At 48.1% G+C, this 24,115-nt stretch carries 19 protein-coding genes and 2 tRNA genes; 12 read left to right on the plus strand and 9 right to left on the minus strand.

Annotated features, from left to right (window positions below):
- The 4 genes from Q1B47_RS13205 to rmuC form a co-directional block, all read right to left on the minus strand.
- Positions 1-912 (minus strand): MoxR family ATPase, encoded by a 912-nt coding sequence (locus Q1B47_RS13205; RefSeq protein WP_299794450.1) that lies wholly within the window; start codon positions 910-912, stop codon positions 1-3.
- A gap of 143 nt (positions 913-1,055) precedes the next feature.
- Positions 1,056-1,751, minus strand: coding sequence for an EAL domain-containing protein (locus tag Q1B47_RS13210; protein ID WP_299794453.1), 696 nt, complete (start codon positions 1,749-1,751; stop codon positions 1,056-1,058).
- Between the two features lie 225 nt (positions 1,752-1,976).
- On the minus strand, positions 1,977-3,926 hold the full coding sequence (locus Q1B47_RS13215) for a transglycosylase SLT domain-containing protein (RefSeq protein WP_299794456.1): 1,950 nt from the start codon (positions 3,924-3,926) through the stop codon (positions 1,977-1,979).
- A gap of 111 nt (positions 3,927-4,037) precedes the next feature.
- Positions 4,038-5,534, minus strand: a complete 1,497-nt coding sequence (gene rmuC, locus Q1B47_RS13220; protein WP_299794459.1) for a DNA recombination protein RmuC — start codon at positions 5,532-5,534, stop codon at positions 4,038-4,040.
- 275 nt (positions 5,535-5,809) lie between these two features.
- Between rmuC and msrP the strand changes: the two genes are divergently transcribed.
- The 6 genes from msrP to Q1B47_RS13250 all read left to right on the plus strand — a co-directional run bounded on the left by msrP (position 5,810) and on the right by Q1B47_RS13250 (position 12,543).
- A complete protein-coding gene (gene msrP / locus Q1B47_RS13225; protein WP_299794623.1) occupies positions 5,810-6,826 on the plus strand; it encodes a protein-methionine-sulfoxide reductase catalytic subunit MsrP in 1,017 nt (338 codons plus the stop codon).
- 91 nt (positions 6,827-6,917) lie between these two features.
- Positions 6,918-7,547, plus strand: coding sequence for a protein-methionine-sulfoxide reductase heme-binding subunit MsrQ (gene msrQ / locus Q1B47_RS13230; RefSeq protein WP_299794462.1), 630 nt, complete (start codon positions 6,918-6,920; stop codon positions 7,545-7,547).
- Between the two features lie 200 nt (positions 7,548-7,747).
- Positions 7,748-9,394 carry a methyl-accepting chemotaxis protein gene (locus Q1B47_RS13235; protein ID WP_299794465.1) on the plus strand — a complete coding sequence of 549 codons (1,647 nt, stop codon included), beginning with the start codon at positions 7,748-7,750 and terminating at the stop codon, positions 9,392-9,394.
- Positions 9,395-9,625: 231 nt separating this feature from the next.
- Positions 9,626-10,120: a putative 4-hydroxy-4-methyl-2-oxoglutarate aldolase gene (locus Q1B47_RS13240; protein ID WP_299794468.1), complete on the plus strand. Its 495-nt coding sequence runs from the start codon at positions 9,626-9,628 to the stop codon at positions 10,118-10,120.
- Positions 10,121-10,150: 30 nt separating this feature from the next.
- Positions 10,151-11,971 carry an AsmA family protein gene (locus Q1B47_RS13245; protein WP_299794471.1) on the plus strand — a complete coding sequence of 607 codons (1,821 nt, stop codon included), beginning with the start codon at positions 10,151-10,153 and terminating at the stop codon, positions 11,969-11,971.
- Positions 11,971-12,543 carry a BsuPI-related putative proteinase inhibitor gene (locus Q1B47_RS13250; protein ID WP_299794474.1) on the plus strand — a complete coding sequence of 191 codons (573 nt, stop codon included), beginning with the start codon at positions 11,971-11,973 and terminating at the stop codon, positions 12,541-12,543. Before Q1B47_RS13245 ends, Q1B47_RS13250 begins: the two co-directional genes overlap by 1 nt.
- A gap of 92 nt (positions 12,544-12,635) precedes the next feature.
- On the opposite strand, the gene Q1B47_RS13255 is transcribed toward Q1B47_RS13250, so the two are convergent.
- The 3 genes from Q1B47_RS13255 to gloB form a co-directional block, all read right to left on the minus strand.
- Complete coding sequence (locus tag Q1B47_RS13255) at positions 12,636-14,192, minus strand: PAS domain-containing methyl-accepting chemotaxis protein (RefSeq protein ID WP_299794477.1); 1,557 nt, start codon at positions 14,190-14,192, stop codon at positions 12,636-12,638.
- Between the two features lie 225 nt (positions 14,193-14,417).
- Positions 14,418-15,974 carry a LysM peptidoglycan-binding domain-containing protein gene (locus Q1B47_RS13260; RefSeq protein ID WP_299794480.1) on the minus strand — a complete coding sequence of 519 codons (1,557 nt, stop codon included), beginning with the start codon at positions 15,972-15,974 and terminating at the stop codon, positions 14,418-14,420.
- A gap of 89 nt (positions 15,975-16,063) precedes the next feature.
- Positions 16,064-16,882, minus strand: coding sequence for a hydroxyacylglutathione hydrolase (gene gloB, locus Q1B47_RS13265; protein ID WP_299794484.1), 819 nt, complete (start codon positions 16,880-16,882; stop codon positions 16,064-16,066).
- A 169-nt stretch (positions 16,883-17,051) separates the two neighbouring features.
- Here gloB and Q1B47_RS13270 point away from each other — a divergent pair, with 169 nt between their 5' ends.
- Positions 17,052-17,771 (plus strand): methyltransferase domain-containing protein, encoded by a 720-nt coding sequence (locus tag Q1B47_RS13270; protein ID WP_299794487.1) that lies wholly within the window; start codon positions 17,052-17,054, stop codon positions 17,769-17,771.
- A 108-nt stretch (positions 17,772-17,879) separates the two neighbouring features.
- Entirely contained in the window at positions 17,880-18,776 is an 897-nt protein-coding gene (locus tag Q1B47_RS13275) for a LysR substrate-binding domain-containing protein (protein WP_299794490.1), read from the plus strand.
- Between the two features lie 3 nt (positions 18,777-18,779).
- Here the strand turns inward: Q1B47_RS13275 and rnhA are convergent, their stop codons facing one another.
- On the minus strand, positions 18,780-19,250 hold the full coding sequence (gene rnhA, locus Q1B47_RS13280; RefSeq protein WP_299794493.1) for a ribonuclease HI: 471 nt from the start codon (positions 19,248-19,250) through the stop codon (positions 18,780-18,782).
- A gap of 67 nt (positions 19,251-19,317) precedes the next feature.
- On the opposite strand from rnhA, the gene dnaQ reads away from it, so the two are divergent.
- From dnaQ to Q1B47_RS13300, 4 genes are all read left to right on the plus strand, one after another.
- Positions 19,318-20,046, plus strand: coding sequence for a DNA polymerase III subunit epsilon (gene dnaQ, locus Q1B47_RS13285; protein WP_299794496.1), 729 nt, complete (start codon positions 19,318-19,320; stop codon positions 20,044-20,046).
- 10 nt (positions 20,047-20,056) lie between these two features.
- The gene (locus tag Q1B47_RS13290) at positions 20,057-21,373 is read left to right on the plus strand and encodes a TIGR03503 family protein (RefSeq protein WP_299794499.1); all 1,317 of its coding nucleotides are present in this window, start codon (positions 20,057-20,059) and stop codon (positions 21,371-21,373) included.
- Positions 21,374-21,503: 130 nt separating this feature from the next.
- Positions 21,504-21,580: transfer RNA gene (locus Q1B47_RS13295), tRNA-Asp, on the plus strand.
- A 69-nt stretch (positions 21,581-21,649) separates the two neighbouring features.
- Positions 21,650-21,726: transfer RNA gene (locus Q1B47_RS13300), tRNA-Asp, on the plus strand.
- A 583-nt stretch (positions 21,727-22,309) separates the two neighbouring features.
- Here the strand turns inward: Q1B47_RS13300 and Q1B47_RS13305 are convergent.
- A complete protein-coding gene (locus tag Q1B47_RS13305) occupies positions 22,310-23,917 on the minus strand; it encodes a M28 family metallopeptidase (protein WP_299794502.1) in 1,608 nt (535 codons plus the stop codon).
- Positions 23,918-24,115 lie beyond the last annotated feature (198 nt).

Genomic DNA, 24,115 nt, shown 5'->3' on the forward strand with positions numbered 1-24,115 from the left:
TCAAAGGATAGGGTTGACGCTGCTGAGGATCTTCTGGGATAGGGCTTCTCCTTGCTGTTGGCTGCTACTGCGAATACGGTGTTCGGCGACCGAGGAAAACACGGCTTGTACATCTTCGGGAACAAGATAGCTGCGTTTGTGAATAAAGGCCCAGGCCTTTGCGGCCTGCAGCAGGGCTTTACTGGCACGGGGGGAGAGACCAAAACCTTCACTTTGTGAACGGGAGAGATCAACCAGGGCCAGGATGTAACCCAGCAGGGCATCGGATGCACTGACTTTTTCAACTTCCTGCTGCAGTTGGCTGAGCTCCAGTTGAGTTATGCATTGGGGTAATGATTTCACTTGTGGAGATTGATCATGGCCCTTTAACATGGCTATCTCGGCTTCGGCGCTGGGATAACCAATGGACAGTCGCATCATGAAACGGTCCAGTTGGGATTCCGGCAGTGGGAATGTCCCCGACTGTTCACTGGGATTTTGAGTCGCAATAACGAAGAAGGGGCTTGGGAGTGGATGCGTGATCCCATCGACGGTAATTTGATGCTCGGCCATGGCTTCAAGCAGGGCGCTCTGCGTCTTTGGGCTTGCCCGGTTGATCTCATCCGCCAGGATCATCTGCTTGAAGATGGGACCGGGGTGAAAGACAAACTGAGACTGCTCTTTATCGAAGATAGATACGCCTAAAATATCTGCCGGAAGCATATCACTGGTGAACTGAATGCGTTGATAACTCAGCCCCAGACTCTGAGCAATGCCGTGTGACAGGCTGGTTTTCCCCATGCCGGGAAGATCTTCGATCAGCAGGTGCCCTCTGGCTAACAGGCAGGTGAGTGCTAATTTGATCTGTTCGGGTTTACCTAACAGAACCCGTCCGAGCTGAGTTAAGATCTCTGTGATATTGCTCTGTGTCATTGAATTCCCTTTGCAGTCCCGGCGTTTAATAACACTATGCGATAAAAAGCACCATTGATCCAGTTTAAGCCCTGCAGCCTCGAGGCTTAGCTAAAGTTGGTTCTGCACTACCTTGTTGCAAACTTAACTTAGAGGAAGGAATTTCAGGTCAGTTTTACACTCTGCTCGGCATATTGAAATTCCGGCTTAAATAGAAACCCTTGTACCAGATCTACACCGAGTCTTTGGGCCAGCCCGAGTTGCTCACGGTTCTCTACGCCCTCAAGTACAGTTTTTTTACCGCTGTCTTTCGCAAACTGTATCAGTGCATTCATAAGATGTCTCTGCTCGGGATTGATGGAGCCGTTAAGCCATTGAATATCGAACTTTAATACGTGGACCTGGCTTAACAGTTCCAAAGAGAGCATAGAGTGGGGCGCGCCTATATCGTCGAGGGCAACTTCTATCTGTTTGTCCTTGAGACGGGAGACGAGTTGTGTCGAGAGCCGGGCATCGTTGATGCAGGTATTTTCGATAATCTCAACGGTGAGGTCGTTACGGCTCGATAATAGCTCCACCATACTCTCACTGTTGTTCTCTATTGCATGGGGATCTAAATTGAGGAACAGGGGGCGAGAGTTATCGGCGTGTTCAATTTGAAACTGTTTAGCCTTGAATTCGATGTTGGCGAGTAGAGAGGTTTGACTGTGAAGTTGTTCGAAAATCAGGTTTGGCGGAGTCGTTTCCCCCAGCCTGTCACGAAATCTGGAGAGCGCTTCATAGCCATAAACATGTAGATCAGTGGTATCGATAAGAGGTTGATACTCGGCGCTGAGGTAAAGTGAATCTAGTGCAATCATATGAGTATTTGCAGTAACCGACGTTAATTCGATGTAAATAGTAATTATTCACATTATCGTGTGCGAGTCTAAAATCTTTACATTGGTAACCGTTCAATTGGTTTCTTTTTCGACAAAATACAGCCTGGCTTGGGTCGCTGGCAAGAGAGCCAACGACACAGTGTTTGTTTTGGGGGGAGAAGAGTACACGCCGTAAAGTGGAATGATGGCAGAACCTAAGCTAATTCAGTATCTGAAATTTAACTCATCGGCCGAAAACAGCTCAGCCGTTTTGCCCTGTTTGACCTGATAGATCACCCGATAACTGAGTACCGCCTGTACATACTCGCGGGTTTCGGTGAAGGGGATCGACTCTATAAATGACATGACATCCAATTTACCATCTGTCTGTTTCAGCCAGCGTTTGACCCTGTGGGGCCCTGCGTTATAGGCGGCGGTGGCGAGAACCCGATTATCGTCAAACTGTTTGAGTAAGCCGGCATAGTAGGCGCTTCCCAGACGAATATTGGTTTCGCTGAGATAGAGGCTGCGCTGCCCTTTGTATTTGAGACCCTCTTTACGGGCGGTTTCCTTAGCGGTGGCAGGCATCAACTGCATCAGGCCTCGTGCACCGACGCCGGAGGTTGCATAGGGATAAAAAGCACTCTCTCTTCGGGCTATCGCTCTGAGCTCATCTATGTTGACGCTTTGCTTCTTGCTCGCCTCGATAAAGGCCTCATCGGCGGCGTAGGGGAACCTCAACGTCATATCATTCCAAAGCTGGCCTTGTATGCTGGCTTGTACCCCCAGAGCGTGCCAGCCTTTTTCGAGTGCAAGTGTTGCATACTCTTTTTGCATCGCTTTGCTGTGACGGTTTAACATCTGAATCCACTCTGAGCGGGCATCGATAGTTTTATCTATGGCAAGAAGCTCTATGACGCGGCTCAAGCCAGGATCGTCTTCGAGTCTCACCCGTAGAGCCGCATCACTTATCGTGTCTTTATGGGCTAAGGAAAACTGAGTTTCTATCTCACTGGCGGCGCTAAAACCGTAGAAGTTACGTAGTTTACTCAGTTCCGTAAGCTGAGTTGACTCACTGTCTTCACCGTCATCAGTGACTCTGGACTTCCAATAGAGCCATCTGGGGTTCGCTCTTTTCTGTTCGGTGAGCATGGGGAGGAAATGTGCTACCGATTCACTATCATTTTCGCGCAGCGCCCACCTGAGTCTGGCCTCAATAAGGTCATCACTGTCCAGCAGGGGAAGCATAGAGTCAACGAACCCCTTAAGTTTTGTCTCCTGCTTTATGATGGCCCGCTTAATCAGATAGCGGCTGAGTTTACGCCCTTGATAGTCGCTGAATCTGTCAGCCTTTTGGTAGGTAACATAGAGCTTTATGGCTTGGTTAAGATCTTTTCTCGCTAACTTTCTCAAGCCGGAATCGACGATGTCGGCGTTGATCTTGGCCAACCCTTTAAACTTTTTGGTGTGCCTTAAACTTCTGGGATCCCGGTACACCTTCAGTAGTCTTTTAGCTTCAGCCTGGTGAGATGTCACCTTCTTCGACAGGTATTTCAACAGCCCGTATTGGTTGGCATTAAAGCTGAGCAACATCCTGGACCATATCAACTCCTGCGAACGGTGACCGGCCTTCTCCCATGCCTTGAATAGGGGATCGCACTCATCGGGGCGTGATTTTCCGTGTAACCAGAGGGATTTGGCTCCCTTAAATGCCGCCTGCGTATTGCCTTGTGAGAGTTGAGCGCGGTAGAAATAACACTGTAGGGCTACATTATTGGGTCTACCTGGGCTGATGGCTAAGAAATCCTGCCACTGTTTGCGTGAGCCCGCTCGCTTCAGGTATCGAAATCTTGCAGTGTTATATAGAGGGGTATTTTTAAACTGGGACAGCTCTTTAAGTGCTGGTTCACCGCTAAGAGTCAATATCGAATTAATTTTGGCGTGAAAGTCCAGGTAGACGGCCAGAGGGTAATCGTCCAGTTGGCTCCTCAGTTGTTTATAGCTCTTGGTATCTCTTTTATCCAATGCTTCCCGGGCATCTAAATACCTCTGTTGATCTTCGGTATACTTGCCGGCATGAGCCGCCCAGGAGAGAGAAACAGCAGCGAACAGCATGAGGGTTGTAGATATAGACGGATAGCTGTTTCTTAAAATGCCAATTAACCGCTTATGCATTTTGATTATTCCTCATAGACAGGATAGGTTTAATATCCCTATGTACGCCTGCACGTTGTCAACTGGCAGGCGTATCTGGTTTACCGGGTTTGCAGATCGGATAAATTCAGCTTAATTCAACTTCTTTTCATCGACATGGTAATCAGCAAGTGCCTTCTCGAGCAGCTGAGGATCGAGCTGCTTACTGGTATCGACTCCGAGTTTTCGCATCTGATGCGCCTGCTTTACCAGATTTCCTTTACCGCTCGATAGTTTGTTCATGGCGCTGGCATAGGTTTTTTCCGCCCCCTCCAATGCTCTGCCCAGCTTTTCCATATCGTCGATATAGCCGCACAGCTTATCGTATATTTTACCCGCTTGTTTGGCGATCTGCTGTGCGTTTTGGTTTTGATATTCATAACGCCAGATGTTGTTTATGGTCCGTAATGCAACCAGGAGGTTGGTCGGACTCACCAGCATGATATTCTGCTCTAATGCATAGTTGACCAGGCTGGGATCATGTTCGAGTGCAAGCAGGAATGCCGGCTCAAGGGGAATAAACATCAGGACATAGTCCAGGCTGGTTAAGCCATGTAGCTTTTGATAATCCTTCTGACTCAGCCCTTTGATATGTCCTCTGACCGAAAGTACGTGATCTTTCAGAGCCTGAGCCCGAACAGTTTCATCATCGCTGTTGAAGTAACGCTCATAGGCAACCAGAGACATCTTGGCATCTATAACGACATCTTTATTCTCGGGCAGATGAACGATGACATCGGGCTTAAATCGTTTACCGTCATCATTTTTAAGATCGCTCTGAGTCTCATATTCATGCCCCTCACGTAACCCACTCTCCTGCAATACACGTTCGAGAATGACCTCTCCCCAGTTGCCCTGTTGTTTGTTATCCCCTTTGAGGGCGTTTGTCAGGTTTACCGCATCCTGACTCATCTGCAGATTGAGCGCCTTGAGAGATTCGAGTTGATGGTTGAATGCGCTACGCTGTGATTGTTCGTTGGTATAAGATTCGTGAACCTGCTTTCTGAAGCCCTCCAACTGCTGTTTAAATGGGGCGAGCACACTATCGAGCTGGTGAGTGTTCTGATGCTGCAGCTTTTCACTTCTCTCTTCGAAAATTTTATTGGCTAAATTTTCAAACTGGGTCTTAAGTCGGCTCTCGGCATCCTGCAGAACATGGATTTTATCCTCGAGTGCCGCTTGCTCAGTATTATGCTTAACGGTCAGAGTCTGCTGCATCGCATTCGATTTTGACAGGGCCAGCTGAGTCTCCATCAATTTTCGCTGGCATTCGCTAAATTGTGTCTCTAATTTTGGGACTCGTTCGGCCGCAGCCTCGGCCTTGCCCAGAGCCGCCAGATTTTGCTCCAACTTATATTGAAACTGCTCTATCTGCAGATCTTTGTCCGACAGCAGTGTCTCACTGCTTTTTAACGACTCCTGTAACTCGTCCATCGCTTGTTGGTGTTGCCCGACGAGCTCCTCTCTGACACTCTGCCATCTGCGCCTGGTGAGTTTCTGATTCAGCAGTGCTCCGATTAAAACAGACAGGAAAGAAACTGCCGCTAAAACGATAATTTGGGGAAGAGTAAGCGCAATGTCTATAGGCATAGGAGGAAGGCCGCGGTCTTGATGATCAAAAGAGAATGTTAGATTCTCATGGGAAGTCGCTATCTTCAAGTGTCATCGACGTAAATGAATAACTCTTAATCGATTATGAATGTTAAACAACAGACCGGAGAGCTGTGACTCAAGAGCCCGGCTTATATCGAAACGGGCAACACCTGTCTGTTTTCTCTACACTCAGTGCCAGGGAGAGGATTAATGTGAAATAGATCACGCTCAGTGACGGTCTAATGTTGGAAGAAGAGTTAAAGGGACGCTACATGTATATCCATAAGAAATCATCATGGGATAAATGCAAGGGAGCAGAGATCACACCTGAGTCTGTGTTCGATGATCGCCGCAATATCATTAAAGCGCTGGGGTTGGGCGCCATAGGGGCCAGTATTCCGGGTCATGTTCAGGCCGGAATATTTGACCTGTTCGGTGAAAAAAAGCCAGAGTCTGCATTTATCACCTCGCCGCTGACCTATACCACAAATCCGCAGTTTTCTGCTACCGGGATACCTACGCCCTTGGAGAAGGTGACAACACATAATAATTTCTATGAGTTCGGGACAAGTAAGCAAGATCCTGCTGAGAATGCGCAAGGTTTTAAGGTCGATCCCTGGACCCTGGTGATTGAGGGGGAGGTGGAACGTCCGTTGACGTTAGATCTCGATGATCTGACTAAGCTGATCCCCCTGGAGGAGCGTACCTATAGATTACGCTGTGTTGAGGCCTGGTCCATGGTGATCCCCTGGGTTGGCTTCCCGTTAGCCGCATTACTCAAGCGGGCAGGGGTGACCAGTAAGGCCACTCATGTCGCGTTCGAGACCCTGTTCGACCCCGAGCAGATGCCGGGTCAGAAAAGCCGTTTGATGGGGGGAGGGATCCATTATCCCTATGTCGAAGGCCTGACCATCGCAGAGGCGATGAATGAGCTGTCATTTCTGTCGGTAGGCTTATACGGGAAAACCTTACCGCCGCAGAACGGAGCGCCGATACGTCTGGTCGTGCCATGGAAGTATGGCTTCAAAAGCATAAAATCGATAGTGAGGATCCGCGTCATGGACAGGCAACCGCCGACGAGCTGGAATCAGTTAGCCTCACACGAATATGGCTTCTATGCCAATGTGAACCCCGAGGTCGATCATCCCCGCTGGTCCCAGGCCACCGAGCGGCGAATTGGTGAGGGGGGACTGTTTTCTGCTAAGAGAATTAAAACACAACTCTTCAACGGTTATGCCGAGCAGGTATCCGAGCTGTACAGGGGGATGGATCTCAAGACCAATTTCTGAATCCAAGACCAGGATCTCCTTACACCTGTGGTGTGTCGCGCCGTAATAGGGTTGGAGAGGAGCCATTTTTCATCATATTCCGGAGTAATGAATGCGATTGACAGCAAAACACCTGTTTTTATTAAAGACGGTGATCCACATTGTCGCCATGGCGCCGATTGTATACCTGGTCTTACTTGTCCTGGATAACGCTGCAGGCGGTGATCCTGTGCAGTTCATTATTCATTACACCGGGATGGGGGCTTTAAATACCCTGGCTGCCTTACTCATGGTGTCTCCCTTGGCGCGCAAGTTTAAACAGGGGTTGTTAATTCAGACCCGCAGGTTGTTGGGGTTGTATGTTTTTGCCTACGCCTCTTTACATATCGCGGCGTTCGTCAGCCTGGACCTGCTGTTTGAATGGTCACTATTTTTGCAGGAGCTGGTTAAGCGGCCCTATATCGTGATCGGTATGATCGGCTATCTCATTTTGATTGCGCTGTCCGTAACTTCATTGAAGTCAATAAAACGTAGGATGGGTAAACGATGGCAGCAGCTACACAATCTGGTCTACCTGCTTGCCATACTGACTCCAATTCACTTCTACTGGTCGGTGAAATCTGAGGTGATAGAGCCTGGCATATATATAGTGCTGTTCAGCATTTTGTTGCTGCTCAGAGTCAGGTCAACTGGAAGATTATCTCAGTTTCTCTCACGTTTTAAGCTTAGGCCGAATGAGTAGGGCATACTCATTTTGCTTATCTGACACTTGTGTCTTTGGCACTGCCTGAAGTAAAAAAACAGGTGAACCCCTACTTTTGTATTTGTGATTGCGGTCACAGAAATGTGCTGGGTAATATTGTTGGGAATTCTTTGACAAACTAAGGTTTTTCTTCAAAGGTTATAAGTAGGGTCAATTTCATCAAAGCTTAAGGAATGACAATGGACAGCGTTAATAGTTTGTTTCGAAAGGTAAAAATATCAACTCGACTTTTTGTGATGTTGGGTTTATCGATCGTTGCGACCATTTTTATGTTTCTTTTTGCTCTGGTGAGTATTGATAACCTGTTATTGGGGGAGAAAGAGTCAAAGTTATCATCCCTGGCTGATGTCGGTGAGAAAGTGATCTCACGATATTATCAAAGTGCCCAATCGGGCTTATTGACAGAGGACGAGGCTAAGCAGCAAGCGATTCTGGCCCTGGATGAGCTGAGGTATGCGGGCAAAGAGTATTATTGGACCATAGATACTGATGGGGTCATGATTCAGCATGCCTTTGCCAAGAAACTTATCGGGACTAATGTATTGGGGATAAAAGATCCCAATGGGGTTAAGTTATTTGAACTGATGGTGTCAGGTACGGCGCGTAATGAGTATGCGCTTATCGAATATATGTGGAATCGACCTAATGAAACAGATCCCAGCCCTAAGATGAGTGTGGTTAAGCGTTTCAAGCCCTGGGGGTGGATTGTTGGCACCGGGATGTATGTGGATGATATCAGAACCCAGGAAGCTGCTTTTGCGTGGAAATATCTCTTTATCGGTGCACTGGTCTGGTTACCGGTTATCTTCATTCTGTTTATGATCACTCATAGCATCTCCCGGCCTATGCAGCAGACCATTTCGGCGTTTGAGAACATTGCCAAGGGAGAGGGGGATTTAACCCTGAGACTGGAGGAGTCGGGAAAGGATGAGCTGAAAGAGGTGGCGGCTAATTTCAATATCTTTATCGAAAAAATTCAGGCCGTGGTGCAATCTGTTCTGACCTCGGTCTCTCACAGCCAGGAGCTGGCAACCGGTCTCGCATCGATCTCTCAGGAAGCGAGTCAGGTGACCAATAGAATGCAGTCTGAGACAGAAAGTGTTGCAACGGCTATCAATGAGATGTCTATGGCGGCATCAGAGGTTGCATCAAATGCCCAGCTGGCGGCCGACAGTGCCGGCAGTGCCGACTCAGAAGCGGACAGAACCAACAGTGTGGTCGGCAGTGCGATGGTAAAGATCAATGCGCTTTCATCAGAGCTGGAAACGACATCGGTCGTCGCTCAGGACTTACAGGTCAGTTCGGGTAAGATAGGGCAGATTCTCGATGTTATTGTTGGTATCGCCGAGCAGACTAACCTACTGGCGTTGAATGCGGCGATTGAGGCTGCCCGTGCAGGCGAGGCGGGTCGCGGTTTTGCCGTTGTAGCCGACGAGGTGAGAACACTGGCAAGCAGAACCCAAGAGTCGACACAGGAGATCAATGGCATCATCGACGCGATTCGCGATTCGGTTGTGAGTGTTAACCGCTCAGTTGAGCAGGCAAAACTTCGCTCCAGTGAGACGGTGCAGGAGACATCTCAGGTTGTCGATGCCCTCGATACCATTAAATCATCGATTCGCCAAATATCAGATATGAATATTCAAATTGCAGCCGCGACAGAAGAGCAGAGCGCCGTGATTGCCGAGCTCAATAAAAATGTGACCCGAATTAACGATATCTCATTGGAAAATCAGGAGAAGAGTGTGGAGATTGGCAATTCGAGTCAACAGATACAGGATGGCTCGACTGATCTGAGCAGCCTGGTTTCGAGTTTTAAAATTTAACCTGTAGCGGGTCGTAAATAATCTGTTAACAGAGCCAGGCAGAATGTCTGGCTTTTTTTTCGGACTAAGCCCTGGTTACAGTGCATTCAGGTACCGGCTTAGATGCAATATCCCCGCCGGCTCAGTAATAGCATCTGTTGCGTAAAAAATTCGTGTGAAAATAATAAGTTCACCTTGTTAGGCATTAGTGTAGAGGTTAACCTGAATCTATATTGACCTTTGGAGCCTTCTATGAACGACCTCTTACCCGATCTATTTGACCACTTTGCCGGTGAACTTTCTCTGTTATCCGCTAAATTTAAACAGTATGGAAAAAGAGAAATTTTCTGGGGTGAGATAGTCACGATAAAGTGTTTTGAAGATAACTCTAAAGTGAAACAGCTTCTCTCAACCCAGGGCAGGGGCAAAGTGTTGCTTGTCGATGGCGGTGGCTCGATGAACAGGGCCCTGCTTGGCGACCTGATTGCTCTCAGCGCGGTCGACAATGGCTGGGAAGGCATAGTGATTAATGGTTGTATCAGGGATGCCGGAGCACTTAAAACCATGGACATTGGGGTTAAGGCTCTCGGCGTCAATCCGATTAAGACGGTCAAACTCGATAGAGGGGATGTTAACATTACTCTCGAGATAGGTGGGGTCAGAATTGAGCCGGGTATGATGCTATATTCAGATGACAACGGTGTCGCCGTATCACCCAAGCCATTAGATCTCGCTTTCTTATCGTAAAAAATACGTAAAACTCAGATGGAACCTGTTATGAAAATATTGAAGTGGTTTGTTGTCGTTTTTATCATTCTCATCATCTCTTTGGCGGCTTATCTGACGCTGCTATTTGATCCCAATGATTTTAAGCCGCAACTTGTTGATGCGGTAAAGGAGAATACCGGCCGGGAGCTGGTCGTTGCCGACGAATTGTCATGGACCTTTTTTCCATCCATTGGCATAAAGCTATCTAATGTGTCGCTATCAAATCCAACTGGATTCGATATGAGGGATATGCTGGAGGTTAATGAGATCGTTGCCGAGGTTGCGTTAATGCCGCTGTTCAGTAAGCAGGTTGAAATTGCGCAGCTGAATGTAGATGGCTTGACGGTAAACCTTGAAACCCGTATCGATGGCCAGACAAGTTTCGATGGGCTGGAGGGGAGCAAGAGTGTCGACAAGCCTGTAGAATCGAGTGACGCAACGGGTCAATCGCTGACAGCGCTCAATATTGGTGGTGTGGCGATTACCAACACTAAGATCAGAGTGCTGGATCAGAAGAGTGGCACAGAACAGCTCTTTAATCTGGAAAAGCTGACACTCGGTCAGTTCTCACTGGATGAGTTTTCTCCGTTGGCGTATGAGTTCAATGCCGAACTCCCGGATATGACACTGTCCAGCCATGGTGAGGGCATGATTCGACTGGATAGTTCCATGCAGGCGATCGAATTTAAGGACCTGAGCATTCGTAACTCCGTGGCCGGAGAGGGGATACCAAATAAGAAACTCGATATCAATCTACTCACTCAGGTGTCGGTGGCACTGGATAAGCAGCTGTTAAAACTCTCCCTGGATGAGTTCAACGCCGATGAGATCCAAGCCAAGGGTGAGGTGAGTATCGCCTATGGTTCGAAGGTGCCGAATATCGACGGTCAATTGAGTTTTGGTGCGATCGATCTTGATAAGTTTATGTCGGCAAGCGGCACTCAGAGTGAGACCCGGGATAAAGAAGCACAAGCGGCAACGACTCAGGAGCCGGATCTGTCGGCGATGAAGCTGGTTAATCTGAAATTGTCGGTTACGGCAGAATCGATCAAGGTTGCTAATATGCTTACCAGTCAATGGGTGATGAAACTGTCGCTCAAAGATGGCCTCTTGAATCTGAGCAAGCTTAATGCCGAACTATATAAAGGTAAGCTTGCTGTCACCGCTCAGCTTGATGCCGGAAAACCAGTAGCGACCTACAGCTTCGAAGAGTCTGTTGAAAAGGTACAGATACGTGAACTGTTGAAAGATGCTGCCGATATCGATCTCTTATCGGGAGCGGCGAACTTCACCGTTAAGGGGAAAGGGCGTAGCCTGATCCCTGATAATATGAAGAAAAATCTGGCAGCCAAGGGGAGCTTCGCTATCGCCGACGGCGCACTCTATGGCGTAAACATTCCCCAGATGTTGAGGGATGCGCAAGCCAAATTAAGCGGCGATCTATCCTCAACGGGCAGCGGCGAGAAAAAGACCGATTTCACCAGCTTAACCGGGTCATTTTCGCTGGTAAATGGCGTGGCCTCTAATCCGGACCTGCTAATGTCCTCACCACTTATCCGTATGTCGGGCGCCGGGAGTGCAAATATCATCACTCAAGCGCTGGATTACTCATTGATCACCTCTGTGGTTGGCTCGCTGGAGGGGCAAGGCGGGGGCAAGCGGGAAGCATTACATGGCGTCGAAATACCGTTTTCAATTACAGGCACATTTACCGAGCCTGAGTTTGCGCTGGACACAGCTGCGCTTTTCGATGCCAAACTGAAGCAGGAAGCAGAGAAAGTGCAAGACAAGCTTAAAGATAGTCTTCTGAAGAAACTGGGTGGATTTTAATGAATAAGATAATGCTTCTCTCTGTGGGAGCTCTGGTGTTAACGGCTTGCTCGCAAGGGGCGAATGAGGAGTCCTTGACCGAGGTGAGTACGGTTGGAAAAGAGCAGGAAAGTGTACTGGTGGTACCTTCGAACCTGGAGTTAAGGGATGGACAATTGACGCCGACGCAGACCGAGCAAGAAAAGGGAGTACAAGACGGGCTCTTTTCGGGTGAGCTACAGGTGATAGCTGACAATGGTTTGAGTGTCACCTTACTTATCACTAATACACAAAAATATGGTGTGCCCATTCAATACCGTTCGGGTAAGACCGCAGATCTTCACCTTCTTGCCCCTGATGGAAACAGGATATGGGCCTGGTCTGACGATATGATGTTTACCCAGGCACTGAGAGATGTCTCTATCGCCTCGGGTGAGGTGATAAGGGTTGGATTTGAGGTCCCTGAAAAAGTATTGCAGCGTCTTAAAGGTCGAGGCTATTCGCTGGTGGCAAGCTACGCCGGGCGTGCGACGGAGTCTGAACGTGCCGCCATGAGTGATGTCTCACTTTCACTCGACCCATATATACGATAATTAACTGTTTATAAGCCTGACAAAGCCCGTTCAATGTATGCACGGGCTTTTTTGAGCATTGGCTTATCGGCTAGGTATAGTTTGTTGTTCAATCAGCTATCGAACTGTTTGACTAGCTCCAGTTGTCTGCTGCTTTGCGCCGTGACATCCTGACTACAGTTTGCCGCATGTTCACAATTTTGTCTGAATCTGTTTGTTCCGGACTCCAGCTCCATCGCACTGGCGTAGACTTGATTTATGACGGTGGACTGCTCTTCAGCAGCGACTGCAATTTGCTCCCCGTTTGACTCCATCTGGTTCAGTGCTTCGCTGACGGAATGCAAACTCTGAGATAGTAATTGATCAGATTCGATGCTTTTCGATGTCAATTGATGACTCTGCTGCATCTGATTGACAGCCTGAGCGGTAGTATTACTCAAGGTATCTATGATGGATTGGATCTCATGAGCCGAAGTCTGTGAGTGGTTGGCCAGGCTGCGAACTTCATCAGCCACAACGGCAAAACCACGTCCGGCTTCACCTGCGCGCGCCGCTTCAATGGCTGCATTGAGTGCGAGCAGGTTGGTCTGCTCGGCCAGACTGTCTATCACCTCAAGTACAGATTTAACCTTGGCACACTGGGCCTCTAATGCGGCAATAGAGTGTTGAGACTCGGTCAGCATCCCGTTAATTTCAGAGGTCGTCTGTTGACTCGTTTCAAGTGCAGACTGAGTCGTTTGAATCTTTACTACCAGATTGGATATCTCATCTGCCGAGCTTGTTGTGTTATGAGCAATCTCATTCACCGCTTCATTCATCTGACCGATAGCAACCACGACCTGTTCCAGGTTTGACGATTGTTCAACCAATTGAGACTGGTTGGATTGGGTCTGCTGGTCGTGCTCCTCCATGCTCTCCTGTAGCTCTTCACAGCTGTCCTTTACTCGCCCGAGGATAGCAAGGCACTCCGCTTTCTGCATTCTCATGCTTAATTCTAGGTGTGACAACTCATCAAGGTAACCTGTGTAGATAATTTGATTAAGAGCGTTGTCATGAACAGATTTGCTCATCTCTACCAAGTTCTGGAGTCGTTTATTGAGCCTGCTTAATGGGAGCAGGAAACAGACTAACCCAACAGCAACTAAACCTATCGTTACCGGTATTGTCGTCAGCGTAGACAGATAAAACAGTAAACATGAGATAGCCCACCCCAGGCCCAGGGTGTTAACGATAGAGAGGCGGTTCTTTGGTTTAACTGTTTTTCCCGCATTGATCTGTTCATAACATGATTGTGCTCTGGTCTTGAGCTCAGGATCAGGTTTGGTTCTGACTGATTGGTACTCAGTTACCTTGCCTTGCTGCTTAATGGGGGTGACGAACGCATTGACCCAATAGTAACGTCCATCTTTACAGCGGTTTTTAACCAGGCCCATCCAGGAGTTTCCACCTTGTATGGTATGCCACAGATCTTTAAAAGCCGCCTTGGGCATATCCGGGTGCCTGATGATGTTATGGGGCTTGCCAATCAACTCTGACTCTTCGTAGCCACATGTCTGGGTAAAATCACTATTTACGTGGGTAATATGGCTATCAAGATCTGTGGTTGATAGGATCTTAAAACTGTCGGGGTAGATAACTTCTTGTTCTTGGGGGTGACGCTGATTGTCCATAATGTAGGTATCTAAGTTGATTAGGATAATTATTTGGCGGGATTATTGAACAATTATCAGATTTAAACTGTGATTATCAGCAGCTTATAAGGTACATATCAGATGTTTTTTTGACTCTTGTGATGAAGCTCGCAATGAGGGGATTTATCTGCTAGGGAGTGTTCTGTTTGACCGCGGTATTTCCGCGGTCAAACAGTTAAAAACTTCGGCTAAAGTAGACGGGGTTCAGGCTCTGACATCGGTGACATTGACATACAGCTTTAATTTTTGACCCGGTTGGATATATTTACTCTTTTCCAATGAGTTCCAACGGACCAGGTCATTGACCCTTACCTTAAACTTACTAGCGATACGGGCAAGAGAGTCGCCGGAGCGTACCGTGTAGTTCACTGTACGCGTGATGGAAGATGAACCTTGCTTAATGTTTCCTGTCCATATTGCCAGCTTCTGACCGATTTGGAGCCTATCTTTGGGAGCCATACTATTCCAGCTGGCCAGTTGGGATATTTTTACATCATGAGCCTTAGCAATTTTCCATAGTGAATCTCCGGATTTGACGCTATAGGTGATTTTTTGATTGCCACGTTTTACATTCTGTTTGGAAAGTTGTCTCTGATCGACCGAGAGAGCATATTGCTCAGGATCTTTAGCCGCAACCGGGATCAGCAGGTGTTTACCGGCTATGATGGTGTTTCCCTTGATATCATTAACGGCGCGCAGTGCCGATGGTGTGGTTCGGAATCGTTGGGCAATCAGTCCCAGACTATCGCCGGATTTTATCTTATAACGTTCCCAGTTTAGCCGCTCCTTAGCGTCTGTATCGGCAAGTGCCAACTCGAAGCCTAATACTCTGTCGACCGGAAGCACTAAGTTATGGGGTCCCTGGGGAGCCGTAGACCAGCGGTTGTAACCTGGATTAAGTTTATGTAGTTCAGAGGTCGTCATGTTGGCAAAACCAGCTGCCAGAGCCAGGTCTATCTGTCCCTTTATATTGACCACTTCGATCTGTGGGTCATTCTTGATTGGGGTAAGTTTGATACCGTATTTTTCAGCGTTTTGAACCACATCGGCTAAGGCGAGTAGCTGAGGAACATATCGCTCTGTTTCTGTTGGCAGGTCGAGTGACCAGAAATCTGTTGGTTTGCCTTTTTTCCTGTTTCTTTTCGCGGCATTTAAGACCCGGCCTTCGCCTGTGTTGTAGGCTGCAATGGCGTACAGCCAGTTTCCGTCTGTCTTCTTATACAGGTACTCCAGCATGTCTAACGCCGCGACCGTTGCGGCCGGTACATCACGGCGGCCGTCGTACCACCAGTTCATCTGCAGACCAAAGTGTTTCGCCATCGGGGCGGTAAATTGCCATAAACCAGAGGCGGCACCGTGGGAATAGGCAAAAGGATCGAATGCACTTTCCACTATCGGCAGCAGTGCCAGCTCGATAGGCAGGTCACGCTTTTCAATCTCTTCGACAATCAGGTAGAGAAATGGTGTAGCCCGCTGGGAAACTCTGGCCAGATGTTGAGGGTGCTTGATATACCATTCCCGGTATTGTTTTACTAACTTGTGTTCAGGAACGGGTAGGGTTAAGCCAAGACGAATACGCTCCCAGACATCGGTGATCTCGACGACCTCGATTGTTTCAGAGGTTTGAGTTTCCTCGATATTGACCGCAGGAGTCGGTGTGTTGCTTTGGCTTTGAGCGGCATCGGGTGCCGGAGTGTCGAGTGACTGACAAGCCGAAAGCAGGGAGAGACTCCCTGCAATAACAATAGTTTGTATGCGCATTAAAAAAACATTCCTTAATTCTGTCCCTCTGTTTTTTTGAAAAAATGGTAAAACGGGGACTTATTTAGCGCATCATTCTAATTTATTTTTTAGAAATTGTCCTTCCATTGTCTAAGAAGGCCGAAAGTGGTGACTGTATCTGAGTGTTCAACCTCGAAATGGCGGCAAACTGAGTGCTTGATCGCCGGGGAATCACAACGCAAAAATGGGTTAATCTTTCGCTCCAGCCCCATGGATGAAGGGAGGGTGGCTTCACCTTTGCTTCTCAGGTTCAGGCACTGTTTGTTGTAATTAGATAACGCGGTGTTTTCAGGATCGACGGCCAGTGCAAATTTCAGGTTCGAAACTGTGTATTCATGAGCACAGAAGACCTTGATATTGTCAGGCAAACGGGCAAATGCTTGCAGTGACTGGTGCATCTGCTCAGGTGTTCCCTCAAATATCCGACCGCAACCGCCACTGAAGAGTGTATCTCCGCAGAAGAGGCTATCTCCAATTAAATAGGCGATATGCCCCAAGGTATGGCCCGGCACGTCGATGACAGTCATGGGGCAACCGAACCTCGAGAGACTTGCCTCACTCCCGGCCTGGAGGGGCGCATTGATGTTGGGGATACGCTCTGTTGCCGGGCCGAAGATCTCCAACTCCTCGTTGGCGTAGCCGATTAGTTTCTCGACGCCACCAGTGTGATCGTCATGATGATGGGTGATCAGGATCCCTGCCAAAGTCTGGTTATTCTGTTGAAGGTGGCGAATAACGACCTCGGCGTCGCCAGGGTCCACCACATAGACGAAAGAGTGTGAGGGCTGGGATATGACCCAGATATAATTATCATCGAATGCAGATACAGGTGTAACGGTAAAGGTATCTGAAGTGGCTAATGAGGTAAACGATTCTGCGCCATGCATACTGAGATCCCGATTCAAACAAAAAGTAGTATTGTGTTCATTTTACTTAGCAATACTATTGCTTGTATAGCGCTTTAAGGCTTTAATAGTTTTGTATTTAGTATTGTTTCTGTATTTGACGGGACTATCTCATTAACTCGCTTTTATGAGTGTTCTACAGGAGTCTACATTGTCAGTTAACCTCAGACCCCTCGCTCCTCAGCATTGGTCACAACTGCCTGATGGGTTGACCATTAAACACCATGTTGAAAAAGAGTTGGCGCCCTGGTGGCCAAAAGTCTTCGGTTATCATATGTTGAGTCTGGGAGCATTGAGTGCCCAGCTTGATATGCCGGGGCTTCCTATCGGCCGCCGTTTCTCTGTTTTCGATGGTGAAGGTGCATCGCTCAGGGCTGATTTTAATGAGCTGCCTATACAAAATGGTGTGATAGATGCGGTGGTCATGAATATGCTGCTGGATTTTGACCCCGATCCCTACAAGCTACTGAGGGAAACAGACCGTGTTTTGATATCGGGCGGCTATCTGTTCATCGTAGGTTTTAATCCTCTCAGCCCCGTTTTTCTTGGCAAGCTACTTCCTAAGCAGCAGGATGAGTTTCCCTGGTGTGGACGTTTTTTCATGCCCTCCAGGGTAAAAGACTGGCTGGGGTTATTAGGTTACCGTGTCGTCTGTGATGAGCGCTTGTTGTACCATCACCTGCTGAGTGATATTAACCGGGACAGCATATGGCAACATGCACTGGAGGCCTGGTTACCCGGTTCCGGTAGCCTTTACCTAATCGTTGCCAGAAAGCTGGAGTCGCCATTGACGCCAATTCATGAAAAACGCAAGATCAGACAACCTAACTGGACCACTGCGCCCAGTGCTGGAAGGGCCGGTCACCATTGAGAGCGGCAGCGGGAAATTGGAAGCCGGTCTGACTGCCTCTGCGTCTCAATAGCTCCGTCGTGAAGACATCTTTGAGCCAACAATTTATAAACGGTAGATATTTCTAAGATGCGAATAACATTAAAACAGCTGACTATTTTTGAAGCGGTAGCTAGAAGCGGTCAGGTTGCACGTGCGGCTGAGATGGTTAATTTATCTGCGCCGGCAACGTCGATGGCGTTATCTGAGTTGGAGAGTCAGCTCGATGCCAGGTTGTTTGAACGAGTCGGAAATCGTTTGAGGCTTAATTCTCAGGGGAGTTTGTTATTGCCGCTAGCGACGGAAGCGTTACAGAAATTTGATCAAATCGAACACCTCTTCTCCTCTCCCGAAGCCGAGCTAAGCGGAACATTAAATGTCAGTGCCAGTTCAACCATAGGTAATTATCTGCTGGCCAAGAGTTCAGTTGCTTTTTGCCAGCAGCATACCAGTGCCCTGATCGATCTCGATATCGATAATACCCTTAGTGTGATTAAGTCTGTGTTGGAGTTTCGAAGCGAGGTGGGCTTCATCGAAGGCCAATGTCTGGATAGCCGCATTAAGGTAGAGCCATGGCATAAAGACAAATTACTGATATTCTGCCACCCGGCACATCCGCTGGCGGGTCAAAGAGTTGCGCCGCCGGCACTGGAAGGTCAGCCTTGGGTGATGAGGGAGGAGGGGTCTGGCACGCGGGATTACTTTATCAGCGCGGCACATGCTGTAGGCATTCAACCCGTTGAGCGATTTAATTTCTCTACGCCTGATGCGATAAAACAGGCAGTGAAGCAGGGGGCCGGGCTGGCAGTGCTGTCTGAGCTGACATTAGAGAAGGAGATCAGCCGAAAAGAGCTGGCCGTTATCGAAGTCGATGGTCTGGTATTGGAGCGACACTTTTATCGAATCCACCACAAGAGTCGAAAATCCACCCCCTTGTGTGATGCCTTTATCGACTTTTGTAAGAGCTTTATTAATGTCGCGATCTAAGAGCTAAGCCTGATAGCCGACATCTTCCTGAACAGGAGAGGCCTCTGCCGCCTCTCTTGCTAAGGTATCACAACGTTCGTTTTCGATATGGCCCGCGTGCCCCTTGACCCAGCGCCAATCGATCTGATGGCCTTGTGTTGCCGAGTCAAGCCGTTTCCAGAGGTCGACATTTTTGACAGGTTGTTTATTGGAGGTGACCCAACCTCTTTTTTTCCAGCCATGTATCCACTGCGTTATCCCCTGCCGCATATATTGACTGTCACTGGTCAGTACGATTTTACAGGGAACCTTGAGTGCTTCCAGTGCAATAATCGGGGCCAACAACTCCATGCGATTATTGGTGGTCAACAGAAAACCATCAGAGATCTCTTTGGTGTGTTGTTTGTATTTCATGACTACGCCATAGCCACCGGGACCGGGATTACCTAAGCAAGATCCATCAGTAAATATAGAGAGCGGTTTCAGTACAGTCATCAAGTTGCTACCATAGACAAATCGTGGGGGGAGTATACCCAAAAACTTAATAAGTGCTATCAATCTTATGAATATCGTTTCAAATGCAAAGCGTCAGGTGATTCTGGATACAGAAACCACAGGTATGAACCAGGGAGCGGGTGCGGTCTACCTTGGACACCGTATTATCGAAATTGGTTGTGTAGAGGTGATCAACCGTCGTTTAACCGGTCGACATTACCATGAGTATATTAACCCTCAGCAGATTATTGATGAAGAAGCGATAGAAGTTCACGGCATAACGAATGAATTTGTGGCAAATAGGCCGAAGTTTGCCGAGATTTCACAAAGTTTTATCGATTTTATCGCCGGTGCTGAAGTGGTGGCGCATAATGCGACCTTCGACGTTAGCTTCATGGACCATGAGTTCTCTCTGCTACAGCCTCAGGGACCCAAGACCGCCGATATCTGTTCGGTCCTCGACTCCCTCGAGATAGCAAAGTTTCTACATCCGGGACAGAAAAACAATCTGGATGCCCTGTGTAAGCGTTATGGAATAGATAACTCCAGACGTGAACTCCACGGCGCACTACTCGATGCGGAGATCTTAGCCGACGTCTACCTTATGATGACTGGTGGGCAGACAAAGTTTAACCTTTCCAGCGAAAAGGCAGGTGAAGAAGATGGAGGCATCATACGGTTAAGCCCAAACAGAGCAAATCTTAAAGTGATCAGAGCATCGGCCGATGAACTAACTAAGCATGAAGAAAGATTAGATTTAGTCGCAAAATCAGGACAATGTATCTGGCGAGGATAAACGTCACCCTATGACTGTTATGAAGATTAAAACTGGACTTATTGGTTTTATCGCGCTGCTGTGCGTCGTTATCACTTCGGTGGTGCACGGTGCCGTCGTGCCTTCCGAGCGTGCGAGCGAGCTAAAAAACCGTTTCCGAATCGATCATATGGTCGACAGTCTTACACTTGTTATCCAGCGTAAATATGGCAGCGGACCGGTAGTTATCGTACTGCCTGACGGCAGTAAGTGGTATGCCAGTCGCCATCCTGAGAATGTTAAATGGGTAGATGGGCTCAGCGGGGATATTGTAACTATTGAGAAGCCGATGCCGGGTCCCTGGCAGTTACTCGGACGTGTAGTTGAGGGCTCGACCATAAAAAAAGTGTCCAAACTGGATATCTTTGTCGAGCCGTTTCCTCAGCCACTGTTTCAAGGGGAACGTCTTAAGGTTACGGCTGAACTCCTTGGGGATGAACAACGTGTCAGAATGCCCGGCTTAGATTACTTGGTTGAATGGACCGCAAAATTTATCAGCGATCACCAGGTTGGAGAGGAAAACTTTGCTACGGGTAATATCGTTGTAGGCTCCTATAAGGATAATGGCGAAGGATTAGATGAACGGCCCGATGATGGGGTTTTCACCGGTAAGATCAACTTAACCCAAGCGTGGGGCACCTATGAGCTGCACGTCAATGCGCGAAACAACATCTTTACGCGGGATTTCCGTCATAAGTTTGTATTATCGCCTATCCCGGTTCATGTGGATGTTATTGAGCCTGAAGATCCCCTCAAAGACAGATGGAAGTTGTTTGTAAAAGTCGATGATACAGCCGTCAAACTTGACCAGACACATCTGGACTTCGAGTTAGTGGGCCCCGCCGGACTCCAGCTTCCCATTACAGTCAACGGCATGGAAGATAATCAGAGCGAACTCCTGCTACCCGAGGTCGCAGAGTTCGGTAGTTATCGGATTAAAGGCGTTGCAGCAACCACGACCATTAACGGCAGGGAGATTGTACTCACCCTGCCTGAACGTTTCTTCAACTTGATTGAGCCGCCGGAACCTCCGCCAACGGCAGAGGAGTTGGCAGCCATTGCTGCTAAGAAGGCGGCGATTGCTGAAAAGAAAGCTAAAGAGGATGCAATCTTTTGGATTATCGTGATCAATAGTTGTATGTTGATATTCGGCATCCTTGGATTACTGTTTTGGCGTAAGCGTCGTAATCTGAAAGAGGCGTTGGCTGCAACTCAACAAAGATTAGATGAGGAGAAGGCGAAAAAAGAGGGGATTGGCCCTGCTTTGGATGAGATCGATCTGACGATGCCGGAAGAACCGCCGTCATAGCGCCTCTGTATGGTTAGAAAATGCAGCTAAAATATGCAATTTGCTGCTTTTTTAACTGATCGGATAAACTCTTAAAAAAAGTGATTGACGAGACCATCCGACCTACGTATTATTCACCGCAACTTGATGTGGAGCGGTAGTTCAGTTGGTTAGAATACCGGCCTGTCACGCCGGGGGTCGCGGGTTCGAGTCCCGTCCGCTCCGCCAATCAAGTTACTAAATTTAGTTTTATTGTTAGTGACATAACGATGAAACAGCTGAAAAGCGATAAGTTTAGGAGCGGTAGTTCAGTTGGTTAGAATACCGGCCTGTCACGCCGGGGGTCGCGGGTTCGAGTCCCGTCCGCTCCGCCAAACAACGAAGCCCTTGTCGAAAGACAAGGGCTTTTTTGTATCTGAAAAATACAGAATATATTCATTCAACTTAAGAGAGCTAGTTCAGTCGGTTTGCAACATATAGAGAATACCGGCCTGTCACGTCGGGGGCGCGGGTTCGTCTTTTGATAAGAGCAAGTCCGCTCCGCCAACAAAAAGATGAAAGCCTCTATACTTCTTATTGCAAAGAGTGTGGAGGCTTTTTTCGTTGTGGCGGATAAGCGAGGGGCGGTCACTCTCGACCATCTATGGTCTGCATGACATTTGTGCTTCCATGCACTTCCTAGTTCAGTTGTACTCACATTGTTCCTGACAATGTTGAGCATACACTCCGTCCATGGAGATATTCGCTTCTTTTGAATAGAAAGCGGCCTGTCTCGCGTGCCGAAGGCACATTCCTGTGTTTCGATAAGAGCGAGTCCGCTCCGCACACTTTGTTATGAAAAATTCAAAGCCCTTGTCGAAAAAAGCCCCTGTTTGAAGACAGGGGCTTGTTGCTACCTAATATCGTCCCGGCATTATAGAGAGTAAGTGGCGGGTCTATGTGCTATCTATGATGATATTAACGCTTATCCTGTTCTCTACGTTTCTTAAAGTCAGAGTCGGCTTTCCACCTGGGCCAGTCATCGCCGCTTGCCAGTTCACTGGCGATATCGACAATCAGGGAGATCTCCTGTTCCATCCCTCCCAGAGACCAGCTTGGCGAATAGTCGTCCGCCTCTTTATGATACTTGTGGCTGATATAGTCAGGATCGGTATCGCCTAGGCTCATGAACAGCAACCCCGGCACTCCCTGTTTGGCTAATGAGAAGTGGTCTGAGCGGAAGAAGAGTCCGTTTTGCGGTCTGGGATCGGGTTTGACATGACGCTGCTGCTTACTCGCGGCCCTTGCCAGATAGTCCTCGAGTTCTGACATCCCCTGACCATATTGCAACACATAGTCGACGCCATCCAGGGCGTTCATGCCATCGATATTCAATAGTCCGACTATGTTTTCAGTGGGGACCAGATCGCCATTGCCAAAGAGCTCAGATCCAATCATACCTGTCTCCTCTGCGGTAAAATTAGCAAACAGAATGGAGCGCTCGAAGGGTTTTACTTTATGGCGTTTCATCAGTATCCGGGCAATTTCCAATGTACCGGCCACGCCTGTGGCATTATCTATGGCTCCGTTAAAGATCTTAGGCCCCTGGGCAGTCTGTCGGGTGCCAAAGTGATCCCAGTGGGCGCTGACGATAACCGTCTCATCTGGTCTGGTACTGCCCTTGATTAATGCCAGTACGTTGTTAGATTCGGCGTGTTCTATCTCTGTTCTCAGCTCCAGGTTGGCTGCTAATTTCAGTGATCTCGCTTCAAAGCTTCGCTGAACAGCGGCCTGCTTTAACTGCTCGAAATCGAGCCCCGCCTCGGCAAATACACGCTGCGTAGCTTCATGTTGTAACCAACCCATGATAGGCAGTTTACTTAGGTTTTCATTGTCATCGACTAAGCTGTACTTGCTGCCTGTATTGGAACTTTCCACCACACTCCAGGGATAGGCGGCTGGTGCAGTTTCATGGACAATCAGTACGGCTTTCGCGCCTTGTCTGGCCGCCTCTTCATACTTGTATGTCCAGCGACCGTAATAGGTCATTGCGTTACCGGTGAACAGCTTTTCATCCTGTGTAGCGAAGCCCGGATCGTTCACCAATACGATCACCGTTTTGCCTTTAACATCGATATCACGATAGTCATTCCAATGATATTCAGGCGCATTAATACCATAACCTACAAACACCACCTCAGAATCTTTGAGTCTGATATTACTGTTCATCTGTTGAGTGCGGGCGGTAAAATCTGTTCCCGCCTGGAACTCAAGATCACCTATGGTCAGGAGCATAGATTGGTCCGAAGTCAGCTTTGCCATTGGGACACCCTGAAAAAAACTTCCTTTGTTTGCTCCGGTTAACCCCATGGCGCGGTACTGCTTGGCTAAATAATCTATTGTGAGGGTTTCCCCTTCGGTGAGGGGCCCCCGGCCGCCGAATTCATCTGAGGCTAATATTTTAAGGTGGCGGTGTGTACTATCCAGGTTTACCTCTGAAGCCGGCGCATCTGGAAGCTGTTGACTGCATGCTGATAAAAATAATGTCGATATGAACGTCATTAACAGAGAGTTTCTACTATTCATATTATTGTTCGTATAGTGAATAAGGATTAAACACTATAAATCATTTTAATATCACTCGCATAGGCCGTTTCAGCTTTCTATAGCTCAAATTTGAGCCATACTCAGTTCAAAAGCCGAATCGAACCTGACGATATCAGTTTTCTGTATCTGCAGGTTCAGTGAACTCAATCTTGCCTTTCTGGTGCTTACTGTGTCTGT

The organism is uncultured Shewanella sp. (assembly GCF_947501225.1).
GTDB lineage: Bacteria > Pseudomonadota > Gammaproteobacteria > Enterobacterales > Shewanellaceae > Shewanella.